The following is a 24588-nucleotide window of genomic DNA, read 5'->3' as shown; positions in this document are numbered from 1 at the left end:
GGCGATGCTGGATGCTGCATCGCAACTTGTCTCGCCTGACGCCGTCCCGGGTTTCGTCTGCGCCTATCGTTTCGACTCTGACGGGACGGCAAGAAAACTGCGCGAAAATGAAATCGACGCCGGTCTCGCGACACCCGCCGGCGGATGGCTGTGGCTGCATCTCAATTTCGTCGATCAGCGCTGTGCCCGCTTTCTGGCGCGTTCCGGCCGCTTCTCTCCGCTGGCCATCGATTTCATCGAGCACGTACCCGCCTATCAGGCCATCGACGGTTTCGGCCGTGAGACGGTGGGCAGCGTCGCGGAGCTCCGCCGCGACTTCGCCGGCGAGACACATGAGACCTGCCGGCTGCATTTCCTTCTCGCCGAAGGCCTGCTCGTCACCTTGCGCGCCAGGCCGGTACGCTCGGCCGAGCTGATCCGCCGCCAGCTCGATGCCGGAAGGCAGGTTCAATCGCCGGCGCAATTGCTGCTCGCTTTCTTCTCCCACTATGCGCAGGGCATCGAATCCGTCCTGCACGATCTTGCCGCCGAGATCGAGCTGATCGAGGACCGTGTGCTCGACGATCGGGTGAGCGACGAGCGCCGGCGTGCGGTGATCGTGCGCCGCGAGGCCGCCATGCTGCATCGCCAGCAGCGCAGCCTCAGGCGCGTGCTGGCCGAGGCATCGCGCGCGACCCCCGCCTTCCCTGCCGATCTCTCCGAGCTTCTCGACCTTCACGCCCATCTCGACCAGGAATTCGAGCAGATCGAGCAGCGCGCCAGGCTCTTCCATGACGAGATCGACGCCAAGCTGGCCTCCGAGACCAACCGCCAGCTCTACCGGCTTTCGGTCCTCACCGCTTTGTTCCTGCCGCCGACCCTGGTCGGCGGCCTCTTCGGCATGAACCTCGAGGACATTCCCTGGTCCGGCATGCAGGGCGGCTTCTGGTTCGCAACCGTAGCCGCCGTGCTTTCCTCCGCCGGTACCTGGCTGTTCCTGCGCTACCTCGACCGCGACTGACCTTCCTTGAGCAGACGGCGCAGCTTGGTGAGCCGCACTTCCGGCTTCTCCTCATAATCGAGCGTGCCGAAGAACGTGCCCTGCCGGTCCATGAGATAGACGAGCGCCGTGTGGTTCATCGTATAGTCGCCATCGCTCATCGGCACCTTCTCATAGAAGGCGCGATACGCTTTGGCGACCTGCGGCAGCTCCTCCGGCGTCGGCCTCAGGCCCACGATGCGCGGATCGAAGCTCGTGAGATAGCTCTTCATGAATTCGATCGTGTCGCGCTCGGGATCGACCGTGATGAAGAGGACGTTGAGGTCCTTGCCGTCATCGCCGAGCTTGCCGAGCGCGCTCGACATTTCATGGAGCGTGGTCGGGCACACTTCCGGGCAATGGGTGAAGCCGAAGAACACCGCGAAAGGCCGGCCCTTGAGCTTCTCGCTGTCGACCACGTCGCCCGTGGATGCCGCAAGCCTGAACGGCCCGCCGATCGCCAGGCTTGGCGTCGGCAACTGCCGGCCGAGAGAGTAATAGGCGCCGCCTCCCGCGATCGCGACAGCGACCAGTGCCCATAAGAGGATGCGAATTTTCCTGAGCATGCTCACATCCCCTCATGGTCCATGTCGCCGCCCATCGCCTCGACCTTGAAGTCGACGGCGACGGAGCCGGCTTTCTCGAAGGTGAGCGTGGCTTTGAACGTGGCCCCTTTTTCTGGCCGGCTCTTCAGATCCATGAACATCACATGGTTCGATCTGGATTTGAGCTCGACCGTGCCGCCCGCCGGGATCACCAGGCCACCTTCGAGCTCGAACATCGTCATGATGCCTTTCTCGACCTTCATGCCGTGGACCTGCGTCTTGCCGGCGATGTCGCTGGCGACCGCGACCAGCCGGTCGTCTTGCGCGCCGCCATTGGTGATCTTGAGAAAGCCGGCCGCCACCTTGGCGCCGACCGGCGGCTGCGGCGTCCAGGGATGCTCGATGGTGAGAGGTCCGGCTTTGTAGTCATGCGCTTGCGCGAGGGATGTGATGAACGCCGCGCAAGTCAGGGCGACGGCGACGGTGAGTTCCTTGATGAGTTTCATGGGCAAAGTTCCTGTTGGGGTTCAGGCTAGGCGCTGCTTGAGCGCAGCCGGCAAGATGACATCGACAATGAGCGCGATCACGAGCGTCAGCCCGACCAGCGGAAAGATGACGCCGATGGCTGAGGCGATGACGAGGATGGTGCGCGGAATGCGGTAGTCGGCCGGATAGGCGGGGGCGCCGAGCGAGCCTTCGGGCCGCCTCTTCCACCACATCACGATGGCCGACACCGCCATGAGGATGATGAAAAGGCAGGCCGCGCACATCACCAGCTGGTTGACGCGTCCGAATTCCTGGCCCTGATGCACGCTGATGCCGAATTCGATCGCCTTGCCGGCCGCGCCCAGTTCCGTGAAGCCGCCATCGAACAGGGGCTTGCCGGAATACTGGTCGAGATGGATCACCCGCTCATCCCTGACCTGGTCGGGAAAGATCGAGGCGGAATAGACGCCGTCCTTGCTTTGCGGCAGGTCGATGACGTAGCCCTTGCGGATGCCGAGCCCCTCGAAGATGGCGACGGCCTTGTCGATGCCGATGGGCTCACCCGAAATATCCATGCTCGCCGGCATGGGCATGTTCTCCATCGACCACGAGGTCTGCGTCATCGCATGTCCGGCATGCTCGGATGATTTCGGCACGTCGTTCCAGAATTGCGCCGGATAGCCGAGACCATATTGATCGGCGTATTTGTTGAGATTGGCGCCCCAGAAGCCCGACCACGGCAGTCCGGTGATGGCGAGGAAGAAGATGAGCCCGCCGGCGATGGCGCCCGTCACCGCATGCACATCGCGCCAGAACAGGCGCGCTTTCGGCCTGGCGCGCACACTGAGCACGCCACCCTTCTGGCCGCGCGGCCACCACAGATAGAAGCCGGTGATCACCAGGATGAGAGTCCAGCCGGCGACGATCTCGATGATGCGGTTGGGCAGCCAGCCGAAATAATCGAGGCTGTGGATCTTCTTGATGAACTGCATCAGCGGCGTGCGCGCCGATCCCGAATCGGCGAAGCTCCCGGTTACGTCGCCTGTATAAGGATCGACGAAGACCGACAGCCTTCCTTGCGTCTCGCTGTCGATGCCGACTTCGGCGCTGCGGTCATCGGCTTCGGGCGGGACATAGCGGAAGCTCGACCCCGGAACGGCCGCTTGCGCGCGTCTGACGATTTCGGACGGCGGCAAGGGCGCTGCGTCGCGCGGCGCAACATGGAGCTCCTTGGCATAGACGATGGAAGCGATCTCGTCCTTGAACAGATAGAGGCTGCCGGTGAAGGCGAGCGAGATGAGGAAGGGCAGGACGAGAAGCCCCGCATAGAAGTGCCATCGCCATATCGCGCGGTAGAGCAGCGCATGGGATGGGGCCGCAGCTTCTTGCGGCAATTCGGCGACAGACATGAAGTTCTCCAGGTCGGCGGGCTGGCAGCGCCACGCACCGCCATTGATCACTACGGATGGGAAGGGCGTTGGGTTTACGCCGGTGGCCCGCGCGACTGGATATCCGAGGTGAAAATCCTCGATGCCGGCAGGGCGAAAGTCTTCGGCTGCTGCACGGCGAGGGCAAACTGGAGAAAATAAGGATCTGCCGAGGCCTCGGCAGGCGGTGGTGCCGCCAATGACCCTGTATAGGGGCATGCCGTCGAGCAGAGCATGCAATCCGGCTGATGCTGGACCGGTTGGCCGGGACTTTCAGCCGAGCCCGGCATGGTGCAGATCTCGGCGCCCGCGAGATCGCGCAGGAGCAGGAATTCCGCCGTCGCCTCGGGCTTCGGCAAAAGGCCCAATGCCACCGGCAACAGCAGCAGATAGAGGATCGCGACCGACCAGCTGGCCCGTCCGCGCCGCAAGACGTCGAGGAAGCTTCCTCGCCGCATCGCTACCCCTTCTTCTCCTGCGCCAGGGGCGGCCGGCGCTTGTGCCAGTCGCTTGCCTGCTCATAAGCATAGGCCGCGCGAAGGACGCTCGCATCATCGAACATGCGCCCGATGATGTGTAGCCCGATCGGCAGGCCTGCTTTGGTGAAGCCACAGGGCACGCTCGCCGCTGGCTGCTGTGTGAGGTTGAAGGGATAGCTGAACGGCGTCCAGTTCACCCATTTGCCGGTGCCGTCATCCACTGGTGACAATTTGCCGGCCTCGAAGGCGGGGATCGGCAGCGTGGGCGTCACCAGGAGATCGTATTTCTCCATGAACAGGCGCATCTGGGTGCCGAGCGCGCCCCTCGCCTTGACCGCATCGAAATAATCTTCAGGGCTGATCTCCATCGACTGCTTGACGACATCGGCAAGCCCCGGATCGAGCAGCGCCTTCTTCTCCTTGGGCAGCTTGCCCAGCAAGGCGCGGGCGCCCGCCCACCACAGCACCCGGAAGATGGGTCCGGGATCGGGAAAGCCCGGATCGACCGTGTCGACCTTGGCGCCGAGCGCGCGCAGCAGCTTCACCGCCTTCTGCACCGCGGCGGCAACCTCAGGATCGACCTCGGCATGGCCCAGCGCCGGACTATAGGCGACGCGCAGGCCCTTGATGCCCTGGTCGAGCCGCTTGGTGTAGTCGCGCCCGTCATAGGGCAGCGAATACCAGTCGCGCGCATCGGGCTTGGCGATGACATTCATCATGATCGCCGCATCCTCGACATGGCGCGTCATCGGCCCGGTATGAGCGACGGTGCCGAAGGGCGACAGCGGCCAGGCCGGGACACGGCCGAAGGACGGCTTGTGCCCGAAAATGCCGGAGAAGCCCGCCGGTATGCGGATCGATCCGCCGCCGTCGGTGCCGAGCGCCAGTGGCGCATAGCCCGCGGCAATGGCCGCCGATGAGCCGCCCGATGATCCGCCCGGCGTCTTGGTCACGTCCCAGGGATTGCGGGTGATGCCGGTGAGCGGTGAATCGGTGACGCCCTTCCAGCCGAATTCGGGTGTCGTGGTGAGGCCGAGCAGGACGGCGCCCTCCTCGCGCAGCCTGGCGACCGCCGGACCGTCCTGATCCCAGGCCTGATCGCGATCGACCGTCTTCGAGCCGCGCAGCGTCGGCCAGCCCTTGACCAGGATCAGGTCCTTGACCAGCGCCGGCACGCCATCGACGCTGCCCCACGGCCTGCCCTTATGCCAGCGGGCCTCACTGGCCTTGGCCTGCTTCAGAGCCGATTTCTCATCGACGAGGCACATGGCATTGAGCGCCAGGTCATGCCGGGCGATCTGGTCGAGGCAAGCGCGCGCCACCTCCACCGGCGAGAGCTTCTTCTTCCTGTAGGCTTTGACGAGCTTCGCCGCGCTCAGCCAGTTGAGGTCGTCCGCCATGATCCCTCCCATCAAGGTTGGCGACACTAGACCAACTTCGCTTGAAACTTAATGCTCTTGATGACGCGTTATGTGGCCGCAGCTCATTCCGTTGCGACGAGCTTGCCCGTATAGAGCACCGGTCCGGTGGGGGCACCAGTCGGCGAGCCGCCCTGCGGCTCGAGGCTGATGGCGAACACGGTTTCGTTGAGCGTCGCCGGATCGACCTTGCCGAGCGTGCCCGCCGGGATCTTGAGGCTGGCATCGATGACGCCGAGCGACTGCGGCGCCGCGCGGCCGCCGCCGACCGCCCACAATTCATAGGACTTGCCGGTCTCGGCCTGGTTGCCCAGCCGCTTCACCCTGATCGTGCCGTCCTTGAGGTCGATCGACGCGACGAAAGCGGGTCCCGGTCCCTCCGGTTGCAGCACCGCGACATAGTTGCCGGGCGCCACTTCCGGCGTCGGCCTGAGCAGGATGAAGAGCGCCAGCGCCGCAGCGACCGCCGAAGCGGCGAGCGAGAAGCCGCGCCAGAAGGTCACGCGCTTGGCGAGATCGACGACATTGCCTGAGCCCGACGCCTGGCCGACGCTGGCGAGGATGCGCTGGCGCAGCTGCGCCGGAGGGGTGACGGCGCGGGCGGCGAGCAGCAAGGGCGCAAGGCGCCGGTTCCACAGATCGACGGCAGCGGCGAATTCGGTGTTCTGCGACAGGAGCGTCTGCGCTTCCAGGCGTTCGGACGCCGAGAGCGTGCCCAGCACATATTCGCCCGCCATCGCCTCCAAGGTTTCATCGAGTGCCATCGAGACACTCCTTGAGCGCGATCAGGCTGCGCCTCAGCAAAGTCTTGACGGTGGTGACCGGCCGCTTGAAGCGCTCGGCCAGCTCCTCGCGGGTAAAACCCTGGCGATAGGCGAGCAGCACCATCTGCTGGCGCTCGCTGGGCAATCCGGCCATGCAGTCGCTGAGGCGGCGCAGTTCGCCCGCCTGCTCGGCCTGGGATTCGGGATCGGGTGATTCGTCCGCCAGGGTCTCATCGAGCTCGCTCGATGAGGCGGAAAGCCGTTCGGCCGACCGGCGCCTCAGATCGATGGCCTGGTTGCGGGCGATGGTCGCCATCCAGGCCATGGGGCTCGCAATGGCGGGATCATAGGATTTGGCCCGCTGCCAGATGCGCACGAAGGTCTCCTGGAGCGCGTCCTCGGCCAGCTCGGCGCGCGGCAGAACGCGCCCGATCACGCCAAAAAGCCGGCCGGAAACAAGGTCATAGACCCGTGCAAAAGCGGTCCGGTCGCCTTGCGCCACCTGCGCCAGCAATTGCCTGAGTTCGCTGTCCATGATCCCCACAGCAAAAGGCATGAAGGTCATCACCATAGCCATGTCTCCCAATACGGACCAGCCCCATTGTCCGGTTGCACCGGATTGACGTAACGGCACGAAAGCTAAACGGCAGATGAACGCCGTGTTCAGGGTCGATTACGGCGCGTTCATCTAATCTCCTTTTCAAGATCGAAGACTGACAGTTCGGAGGACGAAATACCGACCAGATCCAGCCGCCGAGCGGCTGATGCGAAATTCACCAATTCCGGGAAGCGGTTGCACGGTCTAACACCCGCCCCTCTCGCAGATCGAGTTTCTGCTTTCCGGAACCCTCATTCTCTCCTCCCCAGCGGCTCACTGTCCCCCCGATCCCCTCGAAGAGCCGCTCAACTGGAAAGCCCCCGCAAGGGGGCTTTTTTTGTGCCCTGACAAGGAGTTAGGCAGATTAACGGCAGATGAACGAGGCATTCAGGATGGGTTCCGGGAGCCCATGGCACTGTGCGTGCAACACTCGATAGTGCCTTTGAGAGGGCCACCCCATGAAGACCGCCATTGCCACCACGCTGCTTGCCATCCTGCTGCTGAATGCCGGGGCCTTTGCCAGCGACAATCGCATCTATCTGAAGAGCGCCGCCTCCCAGGCCAACAACATCACTGTCCTGACCAAGAATCAGGCCTGGCCGGTGCGCACCCAGATGACGGTCGAACCCTGCACGCTCGCCGACTGCATCGGCGTCTGAGTCGTCCTTCAATTTTATCGTTCTGACTTCTCATCCGATCCCTGGTTCGCCAGGGCTGGCCGGAGGGCGGTGATGCGGATTCACGCCCCTCTCGAAAACCGTATTGGTCGCCCTCCGGTTCTTTCTCTTCCGCTAGCGCGCATCCCGGCGAAGTGGAATCACTTCGCCGAAAGGATTCGCGCCAACTAATAAGTAGAGCAAATCCTTATCGCCAAAGTCGAACAACTTTGGCGGGATTTGCTCTAGCTCGCGAATCGCTTCGCTGCCGCCACGCAGCCGACGATGCCGAGCGTCACCGCGAACATCACCGGGCTCACACTTTCCTTGAGCAGCAACGCCGCCAGCATGAGGCCGAAGAAAGGCTGCAGGAGCTGCAGCTGGCCGACCGCCGCGATGCCGCCCTGCGCCAGGCCCCGATACCAGAAGATGAAGCCGACCAGCATGCTGAACACCGACACATAGACGAGCCCGATCCAGGCCGGCTCGCCGATGCCGTCAAGGCTTTGCGGCCACACGAACACGGCGATCAGCAGCATGACGGGCAGGGAAATGACGAGCGCCCAGGAGATCACCTGCCAGCCGCCGAGCTTGCGCGACAGCCGCGCCCCTTCGGCATAGCCGAGCCCGCAGACGATGACTGCGGCCAGCATCAGGAGATCGCCGAGAGGCGCGGCGGTGATGCCCTGGGCTAAGGCAAAGCCCACCACCAGCGCGCTGCCGAGCCCCGAGAAGAGCCAGAAGGCGGGCTTCGGCCGCTCGCCGCTTCTCAGCACCGCGAAGCCGGCGGTGGCGAGCGGCAACAGGCCGATGAACACGATCGAATGGGCGGCGGTGATGTGCTGCAGCGCCAGCGCGGTAAGGAGCGGGAAACCGATCACGACACCCAGGGCGGTGATGACCAGCGACCCCATATCCTCGCGCCCCGGGCGCCGCTGGCGAAAGGCCAGCAGCAATGCGCCCGCCAGCACGGCGGCGATCGCGGCGCGCGCGACGGTGAGGAATACCGGGTCGAAATCGGCGACCGCGGCGCGCGTCGCCGGCAGCGAACCGGAGAAAATGAGCACGCCGAGAAAACCGTTGATCCAGCCGATGGCAGTTCTGTCCATGCCCCCTTGTGGCCGCAACGCCCTGGACCATCCAGAGACGGAGCGATACAATATCGGCAAACTGTACTGATACTGCGACCAATACAGATGGACTTTGCCCCCACCTCCCGCGTCGAACAGGTCATTCAATCCATGCGCGCGCGCATTGCCGGCCGCGTGCTCACCCCGGGTGCCAGGCTGCCCTCGATCCGTGCCGCGGCCGCAGCACTGGGCGTCTCCAAATCGACCGTGGTCGAGGCCTATGACCGGCTGGTGGCCGACGGCACCATCGCCTCGCGTCCGGGTTCCGGCTTCTTCGTATCAGGTCCCCTGCCGCCGCTGGCGCTCGCCGAGATCGGCCCCAAGCTCGATCGCGCCATCGATCCCCTATGGGTGTCGCGCCAGTCGCTCGAGGCCGGCGACCGGATGCTGAAGCCGGGCTGCGGCTGGCTGCCCGCCTCCTGGATGCCGCAGGATGCGTTGCGCCGGGCGATGCGCCAGCTGAGCCGCCGCCAGGACGGCACCTATCTGACGGATTATGGCGAGCCGCGTGGCCTTGCGCCCTTGCGCCAGCTGTTGTCGCGAAGGCTTGCCGATCAGGGCATCGAGGCCCCGCCCGACCAGATCCTGCTCGCCGATTCGGGCACCCAGGCCATCGACCTCCTCTGCCGCTATCTGCTTGAGCCGGGCGATACCGTGCTGGTCGATGATCCCTGCTATTTCAACTTCCTCGCCATGCTGCGCGCCCATCGCGCCCGCATCGTCGGCGTCGCCTATACGCCGGCGGGGCCTGACATCGACGCCTTCGCCAGGGCCCTGGCCGAGCACCGGCCGCGCCTCTACATCACCAATTCGGCGCTCCATAACCCGACCGGCGCCACCCTTGCCCCCACCGCGGCCCATCGCCTCCTCAAGCTCGCCGAAGCCCACGGCCTCACCATCATCGAGGACGGCATCTTTGCCGATTTCGAGCGCGAGCCCGGCCTGCGCCTCGCCAGTTTCGACGGGCTCGACCGCGTCATCCATATCGGCAGCTATTCGAAGACGCTTTCGGCCGCCTTGCGCTCGGGCTTCATTGCGGCGCGGCGCGACTGGATCGACGGGCTGATCGACATGAAGCTCGCCACCTCCTTCGGCAGCGATCCCTTTGCCGCCGAGCTCGTCTTCCAGGTTCTGAGCGATGGCTTCTATCGCAAGCATCTGGACCACCTCAACCGCAGGCTGGCGCAGGCCATGGGCGAGACCCGCATGCGCCTCGAGGCGCTGGGCTTCACGCCGTGGAGCGAGCCCAAAGGCGGCATGTTCCTGTGGATGAAGGTCCCGGACGGCCTCGATTCGGCCGGTATCGCGCGGCGCGCCCTTGCCGACAATGTCGTGCTGGCGCCCGGCAATGTCTTCAGCGTCTCGCAATCGGCGGCGAACTACATGCGCTTCAATGTCGCCCAGTCGCGCAGCAACCGTCTGTTTGCCGTCCTCGAGCGCGCGCTCAAAGCAAATCCTGCCAAAGTTGCAGACTTTGGCGATAAGGATTTGCGCCAAATGAGGAACTAGCGCGATTCCCTCCGGCGAAGTGAATCCACTTCGCCGGAAGCGCGCTAGTTCACGATGACCTTGGCGCCCACCTTGGCGCGGCCATAGAGATCGATGACATCGTCATTGGTGAGACGGATGCAGCCCGACGAGACAGCCTGGCCGATGGTCCAGGGCTGCGCCGTGCCATGGATGCGATATTCCGTGCCGCCCAGATAGAGTGCGCGGGCGCCCAGCGGATTGTTGGGCCCGCCTTCCATGAATTCCGGCAGCTCGGGCTGGCGCTCCAGCATCTCCGCCGGCGGGCGCCAGTCGGGCCACTCGGCCTTGCGGCTGATCTTCTCGGTGCCTTTCCAGGTGAAGCCTGAGCGGCCGACGCCGATGCCATAGCGCAACGCCTTGCCATTATTCAGCACCAGGTAGAGGAAGCGCTTGCGCGTCTCGATGACGATCGTGCCCGGCTTCTCGGCCGAGGAATAGTCGACTTCCTTGCGCTTGTATTTGGGATTGGCCTTGTAGGACCAGGCGGTGACCGAGAAATTCGTCTTCACTCTCGGGGCATTGAGATCGCGCTCGGCCCTGGCTGGCAGGCCCGCAAGGGCAACACTCGCGACCACCGCGATTCCCGCAACACCCAATGATTTCAGAAACATGCGCCGTCCCCCAGGAATTGCCTTCCTATAGATCGCCGCAAACTCCACCCATCGTCAAGATTTCCGGAGGGTGAACCGCAGATGAACGGCCCATTCAGCACTGATTTTGGGCCTCTGTGGCAAATAGGTCACGCTGGAGTACTGAAGATGTCCCCCCGTTCGAAGATTCTGATTGCTGCCGCTTTGAGCTTTGCCGCCCTGTCGATCCCGGCCGCCAAGGCCGAGAGCTCGTTGCGCACCTATTTCAACCCCGCGGTGTTCGGCAAGCCGGTGGCGCTGTGCATGTCCGACCGCGCGAGCTGCGGCAAGCCCTCGGCCGATGCCTGGTGCCGCGACAACGGTTATGCGGAAGCGCTCACCTTCGAGCGGCTGCGCACCGCCGACCGGTCGCAGGTCTTCCGCCAGATCAAATGCATCACCCGCGAGCAGACCGTCGCCGCGAAGACCGATCAGCCGGAAACCGCGACGCCGTAATCTGGCGAGGCGAGAAGCCATGTCACTCGCAGGCGCCACCTGTCGAATATCGGAAATTGGACAGCTTCAGGAACTTGATCGGATGAGGCCAGGTCTCGAAAGCCGACAAGCCAGCGCCAACCGGGCAACTGCTTGTGTAGACCAGGCGATCATCGGGCACCTTCATGCTGGCATCGTACTTGATGTCACCGGGCAGGTGGCTCTCCAGCGTCAGCATCATGCCGCTGTCGATCTCCTCGAACCTCACCTCGACGGCATTCGATAGCTGTCCGCCAACCGGATTCGGCACGGCATTCGCGATCTTGCCATTCTCGGTTTCGAACGTGATCACAAAGTGCTCACCAGGATAGATCACGATCGCGCCCTTCTCGTTGAGATAGGGCACGCCGTTTGATCGGCATGGCATGCCACCGCACTGTTGAGAGCTATCCGCCTGTGCGGCCGCAGGCGTTAGGGACACCGCAGCCAAGGCAAAGAGGATGACTCGATCCAGTCGTCGAAAGCCCTTCAAATTCCGCTCCCTGGTTCTTTCCCAAAACTTGATTTTATCCAACTTGGATCTGTCTGCCTATACCGCGACGCCGTAATCTGGCCGCTATCGCGGGGAAAGAATTGGGCCATCATTCAGGTGATGGCCGATGCGATACCTTTCTCGCGTTTCAGTTCTGCGAAACTTGGTCCACATCACAATCGCCCTATTCCTTATTCTGTGGACCGGCAGCGCTTCCGCGCGCGCTGAGGATGGCGACATGGACACTCACTCGCGGGAGGCCGACAACAAGCTTCCTGAATGGTGCCTAAGCCATTTCCCCGGAGTAGATGAGGACGCATGGGCCATCTCGCGACCGCTGGGGAAATTTGCTCCGTTCAAGCTGGAGGATATGATTGCGCCGGCCGATCTCGTCACCAAAACCGAGATCGTTGGCAAGCTGCCGGGATACATCAGGAAATATAGAGGTGTCTGGATCTGGCCGACAATAAGCCAGCCTCCTGACTTTGCGATCTTTGTCGAACGCCTCAGCCCCAAGGAGATGATGATCGCCTTCCTCGGCCGCGCCACGGCGGAGAACGAGAGCTACAGGGAAAAACTTCGAGCGAACTCCCGGCAGAAACTCACCTGGAACGGTACGGCCTTCTCCTCGGCTCCCGAGGGAGACCTTCAGTCCAAAACCACCATCTACATATCCGCCTTCGGTCACGCGATGCTTGTAGCCCACGAGAACAAAAGCGAAGGCTCGCCGCCCCTTTGCTTCATCTCCTCAAAACACTACTGATTCTGCCGGGTTTTCAGCCACGGCTCATATCCCAGGAATCCGCTTGGCTTCGCGGGATTCCCCGTGTAGGGAACCCCCTCGCATGCCAAAACGCACAGATATCAAATCCATCCTCATCATCGGGGCGGGGCCGATCATCATCGGCCAGGCCTGCGAATTCGACTATTCCGGCACCCAGGCCTGCAAGGCCCTGAAAGCCGAGGGTTATCGCGTCGTCCTGGTCAATTCCAACCCGGCCACGATCATGACCGATCCCGATCTGGCGGATGCCACCTATATCGAGCCGATCACGCCCGAAGTCGTCGCCCGCATCATCGAGAAGGAGCGCCCCGACGCCCTCCTCCCGACCATGGGCGGCCAGACCGCCCTCAATACCGCCCTTTCCCTCAACCGCATGGGCGTGCTGGAGAAATTCGGCGTCGAGATGATCGGCGCCAAGGCCGATGTCATCGACAAGGCCGAGGACCGCGAGCTCTTCCGTGAGGCGATGAAGAAGATCGGCCTCGAGACGCCCAAATCCATGCTGGCCAATGCCTCGGCGCTCAAGGAAGCCGACCGCGAGCATTTCGCCGCCGCGATCGACCGGCTGAAGGCCGAAGGCGGCGATATCGCGGCCTATGAGCGCGACTGGGCGGCAATGGAGCCCGAGCGCCTCAAGCGCTACCGCAACCGCGCGCTCGTCGAGGCCTTCGAGGCCATGCTCGAAATCGGTTTGCCCTGCATCATCCGCCCCTCCTTCACCTTGGGCGGCACCGGCGGCGGCATCGCCTATAACCGCGAGGAATTCTTCGACATCGTCGAAAGCGGCCTCGATGCCTCCCCCACCGCCGAAGTGCTGATCGAGGAATCGGTACTCGGCTGGAAGGAATATGAGATGGAGGTGGTGCGCGACCGCGACGACAACTGCATCATCATCTGCTCGATCGAGAATATCGACCCGATGGGCGTGCATACGGGTGATTCGATCACCGTCGCCCCGGCGCTGACCTTGACCGACAAGGAATATCAGATCATGCGCAACGCCTCGATCGCGGTCTTGCGCGAGATCGGGGTCGAGACCGGCGGCTCCAATGTGCAGTTCGCCGTCAATCCGGACAACGGACGCCTCGTCGTCATCGAGATGAACCCGCGCGTGTCGCGCTCTTCGGCGCTGGCCTCCAAGGCGACCGGCTTCCCGATCGCCAAGGTCGCGGCCCGGCTCGCCATCGGCTACACGCTGGACGAGCTCGCCAATGACATCACCGGCGGCGCCACGCCCGCCTCCTTCGAGCCGACCATCGATTATGTGGTCACCAAGATCCCACGCTTCGCTTTCGAGAAATTCCCCGGCGCCGAGCCGACGCTCACCACCGCGATGAAATCGGTCGGCGAGGTCATGGCCATCGGCCGCACCTTCCAGGAATCGCTGCAGAAGGCGCTGCGTGGCCTCGAAACGGGCCTCACCGGCCTCAATGAAGTGAAGATCGACGGCATCGGCGAGGATGACGACAAGAACGCCATTCGCGCCGCCCTGGCGGCACCGCGTCCCGACCGCATCCTGAAAGTGGCGCAGGCCCTGCGCCTCGGCTCGACGGTCGAGCAGATCCACGCCGCCTGCAAATATGATCCCTGGTTCATCCGCGAGATCGCCGGCATCGTGAAGATGGAAGAGACGGTCCGCGAGCGCGGCCTGCCCAAGGATGCGGTCAATCTGCGCCGCCTCAAATCCATGGGCTTCTCCGACCGCCGCCTGGCCGAGCTCATCCGCTCGAACGAGGACCGCGTGCGCGCCCATCGCCACAAGCTCGGCGTCAGGCCGGTCTTCAAGCGCATCGACACCTGTGCGGCCGAATTCGCTTCCCCCACCGCCTATATGTACTCGACCTATGAGACAGGCCTTGCCGGCGATCAGGGCAACGAGGCGCGGCCCTCGGACAAGCAGAAGATCATCATCCTGGGCGGCGGCCCCAACCGCATCGGCCAGGGCATCGAGTTCGATTACTGCTGCTGCCATGCCTGCTTCGCGCTGCATGATGCGGGCTATGAATCGATCATGGTCAACTGCAACCCGGAGACCGTGTCGACCGACTATGACACCTCCGACCGGCTCTATTTCGAGCCGCTGACCGCCGAGGACGTGCTGGAGATCATCGCGGCCGAGCAGTCGAACGGCACCCTGAAAGGCGTCATCGTCCAGTTCGGCGGCCAGACGCCGCTCAACCTCGCCCATGCGCTCGAAAGCGCCGGCGTGCCCATCCTCGGCACCACGCCCGATGCGATCGACCTCGCCGAGGACCGCGACCGCTTCGCCAAACTGCTCAAGAAGCTCAAGCTGCGCCAGCCGCGGAACGGCATTGCCCGCTCCGCCGCCGAGGCCTGCAAGATCGCCAGGGCCATCGGCTTCCCGGTCGTCATCCGCCCGTCCTATGTGCTGGGCGGGCGCGCCATGGAGATCGTGCGCGATGAGGCGCAGCTCGCCCGCTACATCACGGAAGCCGTGGTCGTCTCCGGCGACAGCCCGGTCCTCATCGACTCCTATCTCTCCAATGCCATCGAGGTCGATGTCGATGCCATCTGTGACGGCAAGGACGTTTTCGTCGCCGGCGTCATGGAGCATATCGAGGAAGCCGGCATCCATTCGGGCGACAGCGCCTGCTCGCTGCCGCCCTATTCGCTGAAAGCGCCGATCGTCACCGAGATCGAAAGCCAGGCGCGCCAGCTGGCGCTGGCGCTGAACGTCGTCGGTCTCATGAATGTGCAGTTCGCCGTCAAGGACGACGACATCTACATCCTCGAGGTCAATCCGCGTGCGTCCCGCACCGTGCCTTTCGTCGCCAAGGTGATCGGCGAGCCGGTCGCCAAGATCGCCGCCCGCGTGATGGCGGGCGAGAGCCTGGCCAGCTTCAGGCTGAAGCACAAGAAACTGAGTCACGTGGCGGTGAAGGAAGCGGTTTTCCCCTTCAATCGTTTCCCCGGTGTCGACGTGCTCCTGGGCCCCGAAATGCGCTCGACCGGCGAGGTCATGGGCCTCGACAAGAGCTATGACATGGCCTTCGCCAAGAGCCAGCTGGGGGCGGGCATGCGTGTGCCGCTGGCCGGCACCGTCTTCATCTCGGTCAAGGATGCCGACAAGCCGCGCATCCTGCCGGCGGTCCGCAAGCTCATCGATCTCGGCTTCCGCATCTGCGCCACTGGCGGCACCCAGCGCTTCCTCGAGGCCAAGGGGCTCGACTGCGCCAAGGTGAACAAGGTGCTGGAGGGCCGGCCCAATGTCGTCGACGCCTTGAAGAACGGCGAGATCCAGCTGGTGCTCAACACGACCGAGTCCAAGGCGTCGGAATCGGACTCAAAGCCCATCCGCCAGACCGCCCTCCTCCAGAAAGTGCCGCATTACACGACGCTTCCCGGTATCCTGGCGGTTACCAAGGCGATCGCCGCCCAGAAGGCGGGCACCCTCGACGTGCGCCCGCTGCAAGACTATCATTGAGGGATCGATGGCGCCGGAAGCTGCCCCTCCCTTCGCGGGTGGGCGGGTCGGCGTTTGGGCTCACTAGGCGCGTCGCAATCCGAAGAGCGTGATAGGGACAACACTGGCATCGGACCGAAAAGTACGTAGTGGTTTTCGGATAATCCGATGCGAGAAAAAAGAGGGGACGCCGGTTCCGGCCTGCCGGAATACCGGCGTTCTCACAGCGGATTCTGGAAAATATGACTGACACGACAGACGCCCCGGCGCCCTCCCCCGTGACCTTGCGCTTCCTCCCGCAGAGGCAGAATGCCGCCTTCTCGGCCTTCACCATCCTGTTCCAGCTTGCCGGCCTCGCTCTGACCCCGCTGGTCTGGGCCTGGAGCGGTTGGGCCTTCTTCGCCTATCTCCTCGTCTATGGCTATGCGACGGTGATGACCTGGCTCCTCATCCACGAGGCCATCCACTACAAGCTCCTGCACAGCCGTCGGGCCAATGACCGGCTGGGACGCCTCCATGCCATCCTGTTCGGCTGCCCGTTCCACATCCTCAAAGTGGGACATATGACGCATCACCGCTACAACCGCAGCGAGCTCGACACCACCGAGCTGGTGCCGACCGGCACGCGCCATTTCATCGCCTGGTGGCTGGCCTATTACGCCCGCATCCTGGGCGGCCTCTATATTTCCGAGGTCCTGGCGCCGCTGCTGTTCTTCTTCTGGAAGCGCGTCAAGCGCATCGTGCTCGCCTTCACCCGGAACCAGGCGGTCGCCACCATCCTCGACATGTTCACCCGCCGCATGGTGCAGGCCATCCAGTTCGATGCGGTGCTGAGCGTCGGCTTCATCGCGCTGCAATGCTGGTGCAACTGGCACGATCTGACGCCCGTCATCCTGCTGTTCTTCTGGCGCGGGCTGATCGTGTCCTTCTACGACAACGCCTATCATTACGGCACCGACGCGCATGATCCGGCGGCGGCGAACAACCTGTCGGTGCCGGCTTTCGTGAAGCCCTTCATCCTCAATCACAACATGCATCGGGTGCATCACCGCCACCCGCTGGCTTCCTGGGCGAGCCTCCCGGCTTTGTTCGATGCCGACAAGGACGGCTTCGACGCCGCCCTCGCCCAGACCGCGCTGAAGCAGCTGAAAGGGCCGGTGCGCAGGCCGGTCCAGCCGCGCGCGGAGCCTGAAATTAATCAGGCCGCAGAATAACTTAACGGGACTCTTGAATTCCTCGCCGCCTTAAGCCATGTTTATGGGCTGTTCCCGGTGATGAGCCGCCTTTTCAGGGCTCACTCGCCGGGAATTGCTTTCCGCTCACACGGATGCATTGAACCCGCCGCGGGCCTCGGGCCCCGACGGAAAGAGTTGAACTGACGGATTTACGGACGCCATGGACAAGATTCCGATGACTGAGGCGGGGCACGCCGCCATGATGGATGAGATCAAGCACCTGAAATCGGTGGAGCGCCCGCGCATCATCCGCGCGATCGAAGAGGCGCGCTCGCATGGCGATCTCTCGGAGAATGCGGAATACCATGCCGCCAAGGAGCAGCAGGGCTGGACCGAGGCGCGCGTCGCCGAGCTCGAGGACAAGATCAGCCGCGCCGAGGTGATCGACATCTCGAAACTGTCCGGCGACACGGTGAAATTCGGCGCCAAGGTCACCCTCGTCGATGAGGATACCGAGGACGAAGCCGCCTATCAGATCGTCGGCGAATTCGAGGCCGACGTGAAGAAGGGCCTCATCTCGGTGTCATCGCCCATCGCGCGCGCCATCATCGGCAAGCGCAAGGGCGACTCCGTCGAGGTCAACACCCCGGGCGGCGGCAAGAGCTATGAGATCCTGAAGGTCCGTTATAGCTGAAGGCCTGACGACCGAAATTTTCGCGATTGCAACAGGCCGGACATTGTCCGGCCTTAATTTTTGCCAAATGCCCGTCAATCTTCCCCTTTCGCGGGGGAGGATCGGATGCGTCTTGTCTGGCTGCTGGTCATCGGGCTCGTCTTGGCGTTCCGTTGCGCTCTGGCCCAGGAGCCTACCGACTGTGCCGCCATCCGATCCAAGCTGGACCCGGCCACGGGGGTATTCAAGTCAGAGAAATGCGTCACCTACTCGGAGCTACCAAGCTCGGTGCTGAAGGAAGCGCGCCTGCGCACTATCGGCGCGCTCGGCGCCGGCGGACGAAAGCACCTCCCCTATGTCCTTGAGCTTCTGAAGGACGAGGACTGGGACGTCCGTACCGCGGCGGCCGAAGCGTTGGGCCTGATCGGTGATGATGAAACAGCACCGTACCTTGTCGCAGTGATATCCCCACGAGATTGGCGCCTCACCTTCCAGGCCATTCTCAGCCTGGCCAAGTTAAATACACCACAGGCCAACGGCATTTTAGCAGATGTCGCAAATACCTATTGGCTTCCCGCCATCGCCGAAGCGGCACACGATCTTACCAAGGAACATGGAGCCGCTCCTTCCCTCACCCAGAGTTCGGCCGAGGAAACTTTGATGAATTTCTGCGAAGCCAGTACGGATCAGGCGAGTCTCCCTCGATGCGCCAACGTTGCCGACGAACGGGATATCGAACGCTACAATTGGGAAGTTGAGAAATACAGGATCCGTATGGGCCTCGCCTTTCTGAACCATCCAGCCCTGAAGGGAGCCACGCCCCTGGGCGCCACGCTTAAAGTAGACGGCGGCGAGTTCATAGGCACGGACCATGGCGAATGGGGCGGCGACCTTGTTTTCGCGCATGGCTCGACGCGCCAGAGTATCCTGAAGGAGAACATTCTCGCCGTCGCGAAGCGAGGAGACGACATCCTCGTGATTACGGGTCTCACCCATCTCGATTCGCGACTGGGATATATCTTTGGTCTTTCTCGGCAAAAGGATGGCACTTGGATCGCCCAAAGGCGGTGGCGCTTGCCGGGTGCGCCGCGCCATATGTTGATGACACCCGATGGCACGATCGGCCTTCACGGGATATTCGGTTCGGTGCTATACAGGCCAGATGACACTCTCCAATGGCTTGCCTGCGGGCAATCTTACAGCTGCCGCCCATAGGCTTCGCTTCGCCGCCCTCCGGCCTTGATAGGCAACCTCCTTCGATTCCTGGGGATCTCGCCCCTTCCTTTGCAGATGTCGATAATTTTGCCCACGCGGACAATGCTCCTGATTGCTGGGCAGGTACGCACAGAGATGACCTCGCCGCACTCCTGACGATCGAAGTTTTCGCGACTGCAGCAGGCCGGACATTGTCCGGCCTTAATTTTTGCATGATTGCCGCACTTACTCAGGGTTCGAGATCGGGGACCCGCTATGCGCATGAGACTTGTGGCGATACTGCTTTGCGCTCTCTTCTGCGAATTCTCTGAAGCGGCGGCTCAGCCGGCTGAGCCACCAATACTCACCTGCCAAAGTCTCGAGCAGTGTGTGGCGCTGCTGCAAAAGCCATATCCCTGCATGCCTGACTGTCCGGGCGGCGATCGCCTCGACTATGGTTTCATCGACGGCCAAGGCGGCTATTTCAGCCTTCCAGTTCAATTCGACAAATTCGGCCGGCCGGGCGTTCTCGCGCTGCTCGATCTCCTCAAGTGCGAGAATCTTTCGATCAGGGCACGGGCAGGAATGGTTCTGTCACGATTGAGCACGCTCACACCGGAGGACCTCCGTGCTATTCTGCAAGAGTCCCACAATGGCAATGAGTGGTTGGATCCCGCGTTTGCGCGCATTGAGCCGACCGAAGCACTTTCGGAACTTGTTTCTCTCTTGAAAGCGTCACCCGACCTTCAGAAGCAGCATGGCTGGTCCCTCCGATCGCTCGGCAATGAGGTAACGCCGTTCCGCCTGGAAACCCTCGCCTGCGAGACCAGCCGGGGCTGCATCCTGCAGTTCGATCGCATAATCGCGGAGATCGTCGGCGGCCCGGTGCTCCAACAGGATTCGTTTCTGGTTCACCTGATGGATCCGGCGATAGACAGAACGCAATCGCAACCCAAACTGGCCTGCTCCACCCTGGAGCACTGCCTGACTCTGCTTCAGGTGCCCTATCCCTGTAGTATCGATTGCGTACGTGAGGAGCTTCCCAGCTACGATTTTATTAATCGCCAAAACGGGTATTTCAGTCTTTGGGCTCAATTCGAGAAGTTTGGCAGGCCGGGTGTGCTTGCCCTCTTGGTTCTCCTCGATGACCCGGATCTGTCGATCAGGGCCCGTGCCGGGATGGTCCTGTCGGATCTCAGCGCCGTCACCGCGGCAGACATGCCCGCGATCTTGAAGGAAATTTATGCCGGCAATTTCTGGATAGAACCGGCCCTTATGCGCATCGGAACGCCGGAAGCACTTTCGGAACTCAGGGGCGCGATAGAGAGGCAGACAGGCTACGCCCGTATTTCTCACATCGGACAACTCGGCAAAATCGGCCTAGTGGCGAAATCCATGGGACCATATCTGGTTGCCAAGCTTCACGATGACGACTGGGGCACCCGCGAGGAAGCGGCCAGGGTTCTTGGCGTCATTCAGTATCAGCCGGCTGTGCCCAGTCTGGTCAAGTCAGTCACGCCATCCGATTGGAAGCTCACGCTCGCAGCCATCGCCAGTCTGAACCAACTCGGCTCGGTTAGTGAGCAAGTTGAGGATGCCGCGCAAAGCTATTGGCAACCGGGCATAAGAGCCACAGCACAGCGTCTGCTCGACGGTGAGTCGGCATCGACGTTTTCAAGCCGTGCGCCGTTCTGGACACCCATCATCTCCGACTGTGGCGGTCGGGTCGGTGAAACGAACACCTTGAAGCCCGGCGCAAAACTCGCTTCGCGTCCGGAGATGGCAGGTGCCGTAAAGGCCGGAATGAAGATCGCGGTAGAAGGCGGCACTCTTGTCGCAATCGACGAAGGCGAATTTGGTGGTGCCTTGGAGTTTCGATCGGATGACCGCTCGGTGCAACGACTCATCAAGGAAGAAGCGGTTTCCGTGGTGCTCGCATCCGAAAAGGGTATTTTCGCGCTCACAGGCTCGGGTCACATGGGGTTGGACGATGGCTTTATCTACAAAGTCGAGAAGAACGCCGACGGCAAATGGAGTGCCCACATTGTCTGGCGACTACCAGGCGCACCTCGCGCAGCGGTCGTCTCATCGACTGGAACTCTGGGGATTCAGACGGATTATGGCGATGTGATCTTTCGTCCCGAAAGCGGCATGGAATGGATATCCTGTGTCGACTGGATGCTCGACAACACCCCTTAGCTTCACATCGAAATGCGGGGAGGAATATGCGCAACATAGCTCTATGCTGGCTTAGCCTTTACGCACTCTTCATCGCCTCCGCCGGCGGCAGCGCCTGGGCTCAGGACGATCCCAGTTGCTGGGCAAGCAAGCGCATGACCGATCTGAGAACAGGCAAGGTTCGTTCTGAATGCAAACCGGAGCCCGAGTCCTGGCGGAACTTCACGCGGTTGCGGCAGCTTGCGGAGCTTGGGACCGCCGGGCAAAAGGATGCCTCTTATGTCATGGAGAGGCTGACGGACGAGGATTGGGATTTGCGCGCGGAGGCGGCGCGAACCCTGGGCCTGATCGGCTATGCTGAAGCCATACCGCAGCTCGTTGCCGCGATCTCACCCCAGGACTGGCGCTTGACTTTGGAGGCGATGACCAGCCTCACAAGGCTTAAAGCGCCGGAAGCGGACTCGATCCTGAAGAATATTGCAGGCACCTATTGGCTGCCGGCGGTAGCAGAAACTGCCAATAACCTGGCTGCAAAGCTCCCCTTGTCCACGACCGCTATGGCTGTCTCGATCAGGGTACCCGTGGATTATTGTGATGCTGATCCGTCCAGATGCCCGATCTTGCGCGACCACCCCAGTCTCAAAGGAGCGCATCAGGCTCCCGTCATCCTGGAAAGCCACGGCGGAAAACTCATCGGCACCAACCATGGCGAGTGGGGCGGCGAGCTTGGCTTCATCGATGAGAGAACACTGCAGACGCAGGAGACCATCATCGACGACAATGTCCTCGCTATTGTCGAACGCGGCGGCCGGATCGTCGTGGTCACTGGCTTGAACCATGGTGGCCTGAACCGCGGCGACATCTGGGCCCTTACGCGCGCTGCGGACGGAAAATGGTCAGCTCGGCGGCAATGGCGGTTGCCGGGCACGCCCTATGAAATCGTCGCGGCGCCCGACGGCACGATGGGCCTTTTCGGGCAGTTCGGATCAGTCCTGTACAAGACCGATGACACGCTGCAGTGGCTTGCATGCGGGCCATCTGAAAAGTGCCGGAATTAGGCGGCCGATGCGTGCGCGTTTCCTCGGGCGGTGGCAAGAGCTGCGAGATCCTGAAGGTCAGCTACAGCTGACGAGGCATGGTGCACTCTCTCCTCATATCGGAGAGGAACGATCAATGCGCCAAGTCTGGCCGCTTCTCATGGCACTCGCTATGTTGCCCACCTGCTCTTTCGCCCAGGAACCTTCCGATTGCGTGGCCTACCGCGTCGAATACGACGACTCCGGTGCCGTCACCCGGGAATGTGTGCCCTATTCCAAGTTTCCGCCTTCAACGTTGAAAAGGGATCGCCTGAGAAAAATCGGCGACCTTGGGCCGGCTGGGCGGATGCGCACCCCCTATGTCCTGGAACTCTTGAAGGACGAGGACTGGGGGGTCCGCGCCGAAGCCGCCCAGACATTGGGCCGCACAGGCGAGACATCCGCCATCCCTTATCTCGTAGATGCCATTGGCGCGCGCGACTGGAAGCTGACATTCGAGGCGATGACCAGCCTGTGGAATCTGCAAGCCCCTCAAGCGATACCTGTCGTCAAGGAGATTGCCGGGGCTTATTGGAAGCCCGGCATTCGCGCCGCTGCACAGCGCCTGCTTGACGGCTTTCCTGAACAGAGGACTTATTGGCTATCGATGGAGGATGCCTATTGCCGCAGTGTGAACGGCAAGAAGAATGCTTCCATTCCCGGGGCGAGACTGGCTTCGCATCCGGATCTGTTCGGCGCCAGCGAGATCGGGAAAACAGTTGCGGTAGAGGGCGGTATTCTCGTCGCAGTCGATAGGGTCGATAGAGGCGAATGGGGCCGGGGGTTAGAATTTCGACCTGACCTTGACCTTCTACAACAACTCCTTCTGACACAGGAACCCATTGAAGATGAAACCGTCATGGCTGTCGTCAAATCTCCGCAAGGCATATTCGCTTTGACCGGCTCAGGTCACATGGGATTGGACGATGGGTTCATCTATAAGGTTGACCAAATCCCGGACGGAAAGTGGAAAGCCCAAGTGATCTGGCGATTGCCGGGCGCACCTTACAGGGCAATCGCCTCGCCCGACGGGACTTTGGGGATTCAGACGAATAATGGTGATGTGATCTTTCGGCCCAATAGCGGAATGGAATGGATTTCTTGCCCGCTTTGGAAATAGAAAAGGCCATGACCACGATCACCGGCTACCACGCTCACGTCTATTATGATCCGCCGCGGAAAGACGGCGCCCGACGCCTGTGCGAAGCCTTGTGCGACCGCTTCGGCATTCCGATGGGCCGCATGCATGATGGGGCAGTCGGCCCGCATCCGCGCGGCTCCTGCCAGCTCACGGTGACGCCCGATAAATTCTCCGACGTGATCCAGTGGCTGGTCGCCAACCGCGACGGCTTCACCATCTTCGCCCATGCTCTGTCGGGCGATGAGATCAAGGACCATACCGATCACGTGATCTGGCTAGGGCCATCGGAGCCCCTCGATCTTTCGAAGCTCTGATCTTCTCTCATTGCTGAGGCCGATATCGCGCAGCTGCGCGTCACTCAGAAGCGAGATGTCCCGCGGACGGCGCCGGCGCAGCAGCGCCCGCAGGCGTCCGATCCAGCCGGATGACACGGTTATCGCATTGCGCCGTGATGTCGTATTCATGAATTTGGCCATCTTCAGCCTCGCTCGCTTTATGCTATCCTGCACTGAAGCGCGGGCAGTGACTGTGATCTGCCTCACAGTCGGGCGCAGGCAGACCGGCCAGAAAGCTGAAAGACCATGCTCAAGACCGACCCCGTTTTCACCATCATCGCCAGGACGGAGCCTTTCTCCGAGCTCGCCAGCCCCAACATGCAGGCGCTGGCCGGCCTCTGCCGCATGCGCCGCTATGGCAAGGGCGAGGTCATCTTCCATATGGGTGAGCCGGGCGATGCGCTTTACGGCATCAAGAGCGGGCGCGTGCGCACCACCATCCTTTCGCCCGACGGGCGCGAAATGACGCTCAATCTGTTCGGCCCGCAAAGCACCTTCGGCATCGTCGGCTTTTTCGACGGCGGCCCGCGCATGGCGAGCGCCATCGTGCTCGAGCCCTCCGAGATCTTCCGCCTGCCGCGCGGTGATTTCCTCAGCTTCATCGCGGCGCATCCGGAGGTCGCCGTGCATGTCATCGGCTATTTGTGCGGCAAGCTGCGCTCCATCAAGGAGCGCGTCGGCGAGACGGCGCTCCTGCCGCTGGCGGCGAGCCTCGCCCATCGCCTGCTGACGCTGGCCGAAGAGTTCGGTGATGAGATCCCCGCCTCACAGGAGCAGCTGGCGAGCTTCGTCAGCGCCAGCCGCGAGAGCGTCAACCGGCAATTGCAGCACTGGAAGCGCCAGAAGATCGTGTCGCTGCACAGGGGCGGCTTGCATATCCTCGATCATGGTCGTCTCGAGCAGGAAGCGACCGTGCTCGGCGCCTGATCAGCTGCCGCGGTTCCGGGCCAGCATCGATGTC

24 protein-coding genes are annotated in these 24588 nt (G+C 62.5%); 14 read left to right on the top strand and 10 right to left on the bottom strand.

Annotation, left to right across the window (positions count from 1 at the left end; translation table 11 throughout):
• The first annotated feature begins 4 nt into the window (after positions 1-4).
• Positions 5-1000 carry a CorA family divalent cation transporter gene (locus tag DT068_RS09665; protein WP_119389607.1) on the top strand — a complete coding sequence of 332 codons (996 nt, stop codon included), beginning with the start codon at positions 5-7 and terminating at the stop codon, positions 998-1000.
• On the opposite strand, the gene DT068_RS09660 is transcribed toward DT068_RS09665, so the two are convergent.
• From DT068_RS09660 to DT068_RS09630, 7 genes are all read right to left on the bottom strand, one after another.
• Positions 982-1584 (bottom strand): SCO family protein, encoded by a 603-nt coding sequence (locus DT068_RS09660; protein ID WP_368904593.1) that lies wholly within the window; start codon positions 1582-1584, stop codon positions 982-984. The two genes, DT068_RS09665 and DT068_RS09660, sit on opposite strands and share 19 nt — an antisense overlap.
• A 2-nt stretch (positions 1585-1586) precedes the next feature.
• The gene (locus DT068_RS09655; RefSeq protein WP_119389605.1) at positions 1587-2069 is read right to left on the bottom strand and encodes a copper chaperone PCu(A)C; all 483 of its coding nucleotides are present in this window, start codon (positions 2067-2069) and stop codon (positions 1587-1589) included.
• Between the two features lie 21 nt (positions 2070-2090).
• A complete protein-coding gene (locus tag DT068_RS09650; protein ID WP_119389604.1) occupies positions 2091-3458 on the bottom strand; it encodes a PepSY-associated TM helix domain-containing protein in 1368 nt (455 codons plus the stop codon).
• Positions 3459-3532: 74 nt separating this feature from the next.
• On the bottom strand, positions 3533-3934 hold the full coding sequence (locus DT068_RS09645) for a hypothetical protein (RefSeq protein WP_119389603.1): 402 nt from the start codon (positions 3932-3934) through the stop codon (positions 3533-3535).
• Positions 3935-3936: 2 nt separating this feature from the next.
• A complete protein-coding gene (locus DT068_RS09640; protein ID WP_119389602.1) occupies positions 3937-5355 on the bottom strand; it encodes an amidase in 1419 nt (472 codons plus the stop codon).
• 83 nt (positions 5356-5438) lie between these two features.
• Positions 5439-6137 (bottom strand): anti-sigma factor, encoded by a 699-nt coding sequence (locus tag DT068_RS09635; RefSeq protein ID WP_119389601.1) that lies wholly within the window; start codon positions 6135-6137, stop codon positions 5439-5441.
• Positions 6124-6714: a sigma-70 family RNA polymerase sigma factor gene (locus DT068_RS09630; RefSeq protein ID WP_119389600.1), complete on the bottom strand. Its 591-nt coding sequence runs from the start codon at positions 6712-6714 to the stop codon at positions 6124-6126. The genes DT068_RS09635 and DT068_RS09630 overlap by 14 nt, the downstream gene beginning before the upstream one ends.
• 479 nt (positions 6715-7193) lie before the next feature.
• Here DT068_RS09630 and DT068_RS09625 point away from each other — a divergent pair, with 479 nt between their 5' ends.
• A complete protein-coding gene (locus DT068_RS09625; protein WP_119389599.1) occupies positions 7194-7394 on the top strand; it encodes a hypothetical protein in 201 nt (66 codons plus the stop codon).
• 242 nt (positions 7395-7636) lie between these two features.
• Here the strand turns inward: DT068_RS09625 and DT068_RS09620 are convergent, their stop codons facing one another.
• Positions 7637-8500, bottom strand: coding sequence for a DMT family transporter (locus tag DT068_RS09620; protein ID WP_119389598.1), 864 nt, complete (start codon positions 8498-8500; stop codon positions 7637-7639).
• An 87-nt stretch (positions 8501-8587) separates the two neighbouring features.
• On the opposite strand from DT068_RS09620, the gene DT068_RS09615 reads away from it, so the two are divergent.
• The gene (locus tag DT068_RS09615) at positions 8588-10030 is read left to right on the top strand and encodes an aminotransferase-like domain-containing protein (RefSeq protein ID WP_119389597.1); all 1443 of its coding nucleotides are present in this window, start codon (positions 8588-8590) and stop codon (positions 10028-10030) included.
• Positions 10031-10074: 44 nt separating this feature from the next.
• Here the strand turns inward: DT068_RS09615 and DT068_RS09610 are convergent, their stop codons facing one another.
• Positions 10075-10662 (bottom strand): L,D-transpeptidase, encoded by a 588-nt coding sequence (locus DT068_RS09610; RefSeq protein ID WP_119389596.1) that lies wholly within the window; start codon positions 10660-10662, stop codon positions 10075-10077.
• Positions 10663-10809: 147 nt separating this feature from the next.
• Between DT068_RS09610 and DT068_RS09605 the strand changes: the two genes are divergently transcribed.
• Positions 10810-11136 (top strand): hypothetical protein, encoded by a 327-nt coding sequence (locus tag DT068_RS09605; protein ID WP_119389595.1) that lies wholly within the window; start codon positions 10810-10812, stop codon positions 11134-11136.
• A gap of 22 nt (positions 11137-11158) precedes the next feature.
• On the opposite strand, the gene DT068_RS09600 is transcribed toward DT068_RS09605, so the two are convergent.
• Positions 11159-11647: a hypothetical protein gene (locus DT068_RS09600; RefSeq protein ID WP_162914108.1), complete on the bottom strand. Its 489-nt coding sequence runs from the start codon at positions 11645-11647 to the stop codon at positions 11159-11161.
• A gap of 238 nt (positions 11648-11885) precedes the next feature.
• On the opposite strand from DT068_RS09600, the gene DT068_RS09595 reads away from it, so the two are divergent.
• The 10 genes from DT068_RS09595 to DT068_RS09545 all read left to right on the top strand — a co-directional run bounded on the left by DT068_RS09595 (position 11886) and on the right by DT068_RS09545 (position 24554).
• Positions 11886-12410, top strand: a complete 525-nt coding sequence (locus DT068_RS09595) for a hypothetical protein (protein ID WP_162914107.1) — start codon at positions 11886-11888, stop codon at positions 12408-12410.
• A gap of 82 nt (positions 12411-12492) precedes the next feature.
• Positions 12493-15876, top strand: a complete 3384-nt coding sequence (carB, locus tag DT068_RS09590) for a carbamoyl-phosphate synthase large subunit (protein WP_119389592.1) — start codon at positions 12493-12495, stop codon at positions 15874-15876.
• A 221-nt stretch (positions 15877-16097) separates the two neighbouring features.
• Entirely contained in the window at positions 16098-17069 is a 972-nt protein-coding gene (locus DT068_RS09585) for a fatty acid desaturase family protein (RefSeq protein WP_119389591.1), read from the top strand.
• 181 nt (positions 17070-17250) lie between these two features.
• Entirely contained in the window at positions 17251-17724 is a 474-nt protein-coding gene (gene greA / locus DT068_RS09580) for a transcription elongation factor GreA (RefSeq protein ID WP_119389590.1), read from the top strand.
• A 105-nt stretch (positions 17725-17829) separates the two neighbouring features.
• Complete coding sequence (locus DT068_RS09575) at positions 17830-18918, top strand: HEAT repeat domain-containing protein (RefSeq protein WP_119389589.1); 1089 nt, start codon at positions 17830-17832, stop codon at positions 18916-18918.
• A gap of 255 nt (positions 18919-19173) precedes the next feature.
• On the top strand, positions 19174-21096 hold the full coding sequence (locus DT068_RS09570; protein WP_119389588.1) for a HEAT repeat domain-containing protein: 1923 nt from the start codon (positions 19174-19176) through the stop codon (positions 21094-21096).
• 134 nt (positions 21097-21230) lie between these two features.
• The gene (locus DT068_RS09565) at positions 21231-22133 is read left to right on the top strand and encodes a HEAT repeat domain-containing protein (protein WP_162914106.1); all 903 of its coding nucleotides are present in this window, start codon (positions 21231-21233) and stop codon (positions 22131-22133) included.
• A 115-nt stretch (positions 22134-22248) separates the two neighbouring features.
• Positions 22249-23271, top strand: a complete 1023-nt coding sequence (locus tag DT068_RS09560) for a HEAT repeat domain-containing protein (protein WP_162914105.1) — start codon at positions 22249-22251, stop codon at positions 23269-23271.
• A gap of 8 nt (positions 23272-23279) precedes the next feature.
• Entirely contained in the window at positions 23280-23606 is a 327-nt protein-coding gene (locus DT068_RS09555) for a DOPA 4,5-dioxygenase family protein (RefSeq protein ID WP_119389585.1), read from the top strand.
• 267 nt (positions 23607-23873) lie between these two features.
• On the top strand, positions 23874-24554 hold the full coding sequence (locus tag DT068_RS09545) for a Crp/Fnr family transcriptional regulator (RefSeq protein WP_119389583.1): 681 nt from the start codon (positions 23874-23876) through the stop codon (positions 24552-24554).
• Positions 24555-24588 lie beyond the last annotated feature (34 nt).

Source organism: Taklimakanibacter lacteus, assembly GCA_003576695.1.
Classification (GTDB): domain Bacteria; phylum Pseudomonadota; class Alphaproteobacteria; order Rhizobiales; family Aestuariivirgaceae; genus Taklimakanibacter; species Taklimakanibacter lacteus.
Note: the sequence above shows the minus strand (reverse complement) of the source record. Positions and strands in the feature narration are given on the sequence as shown.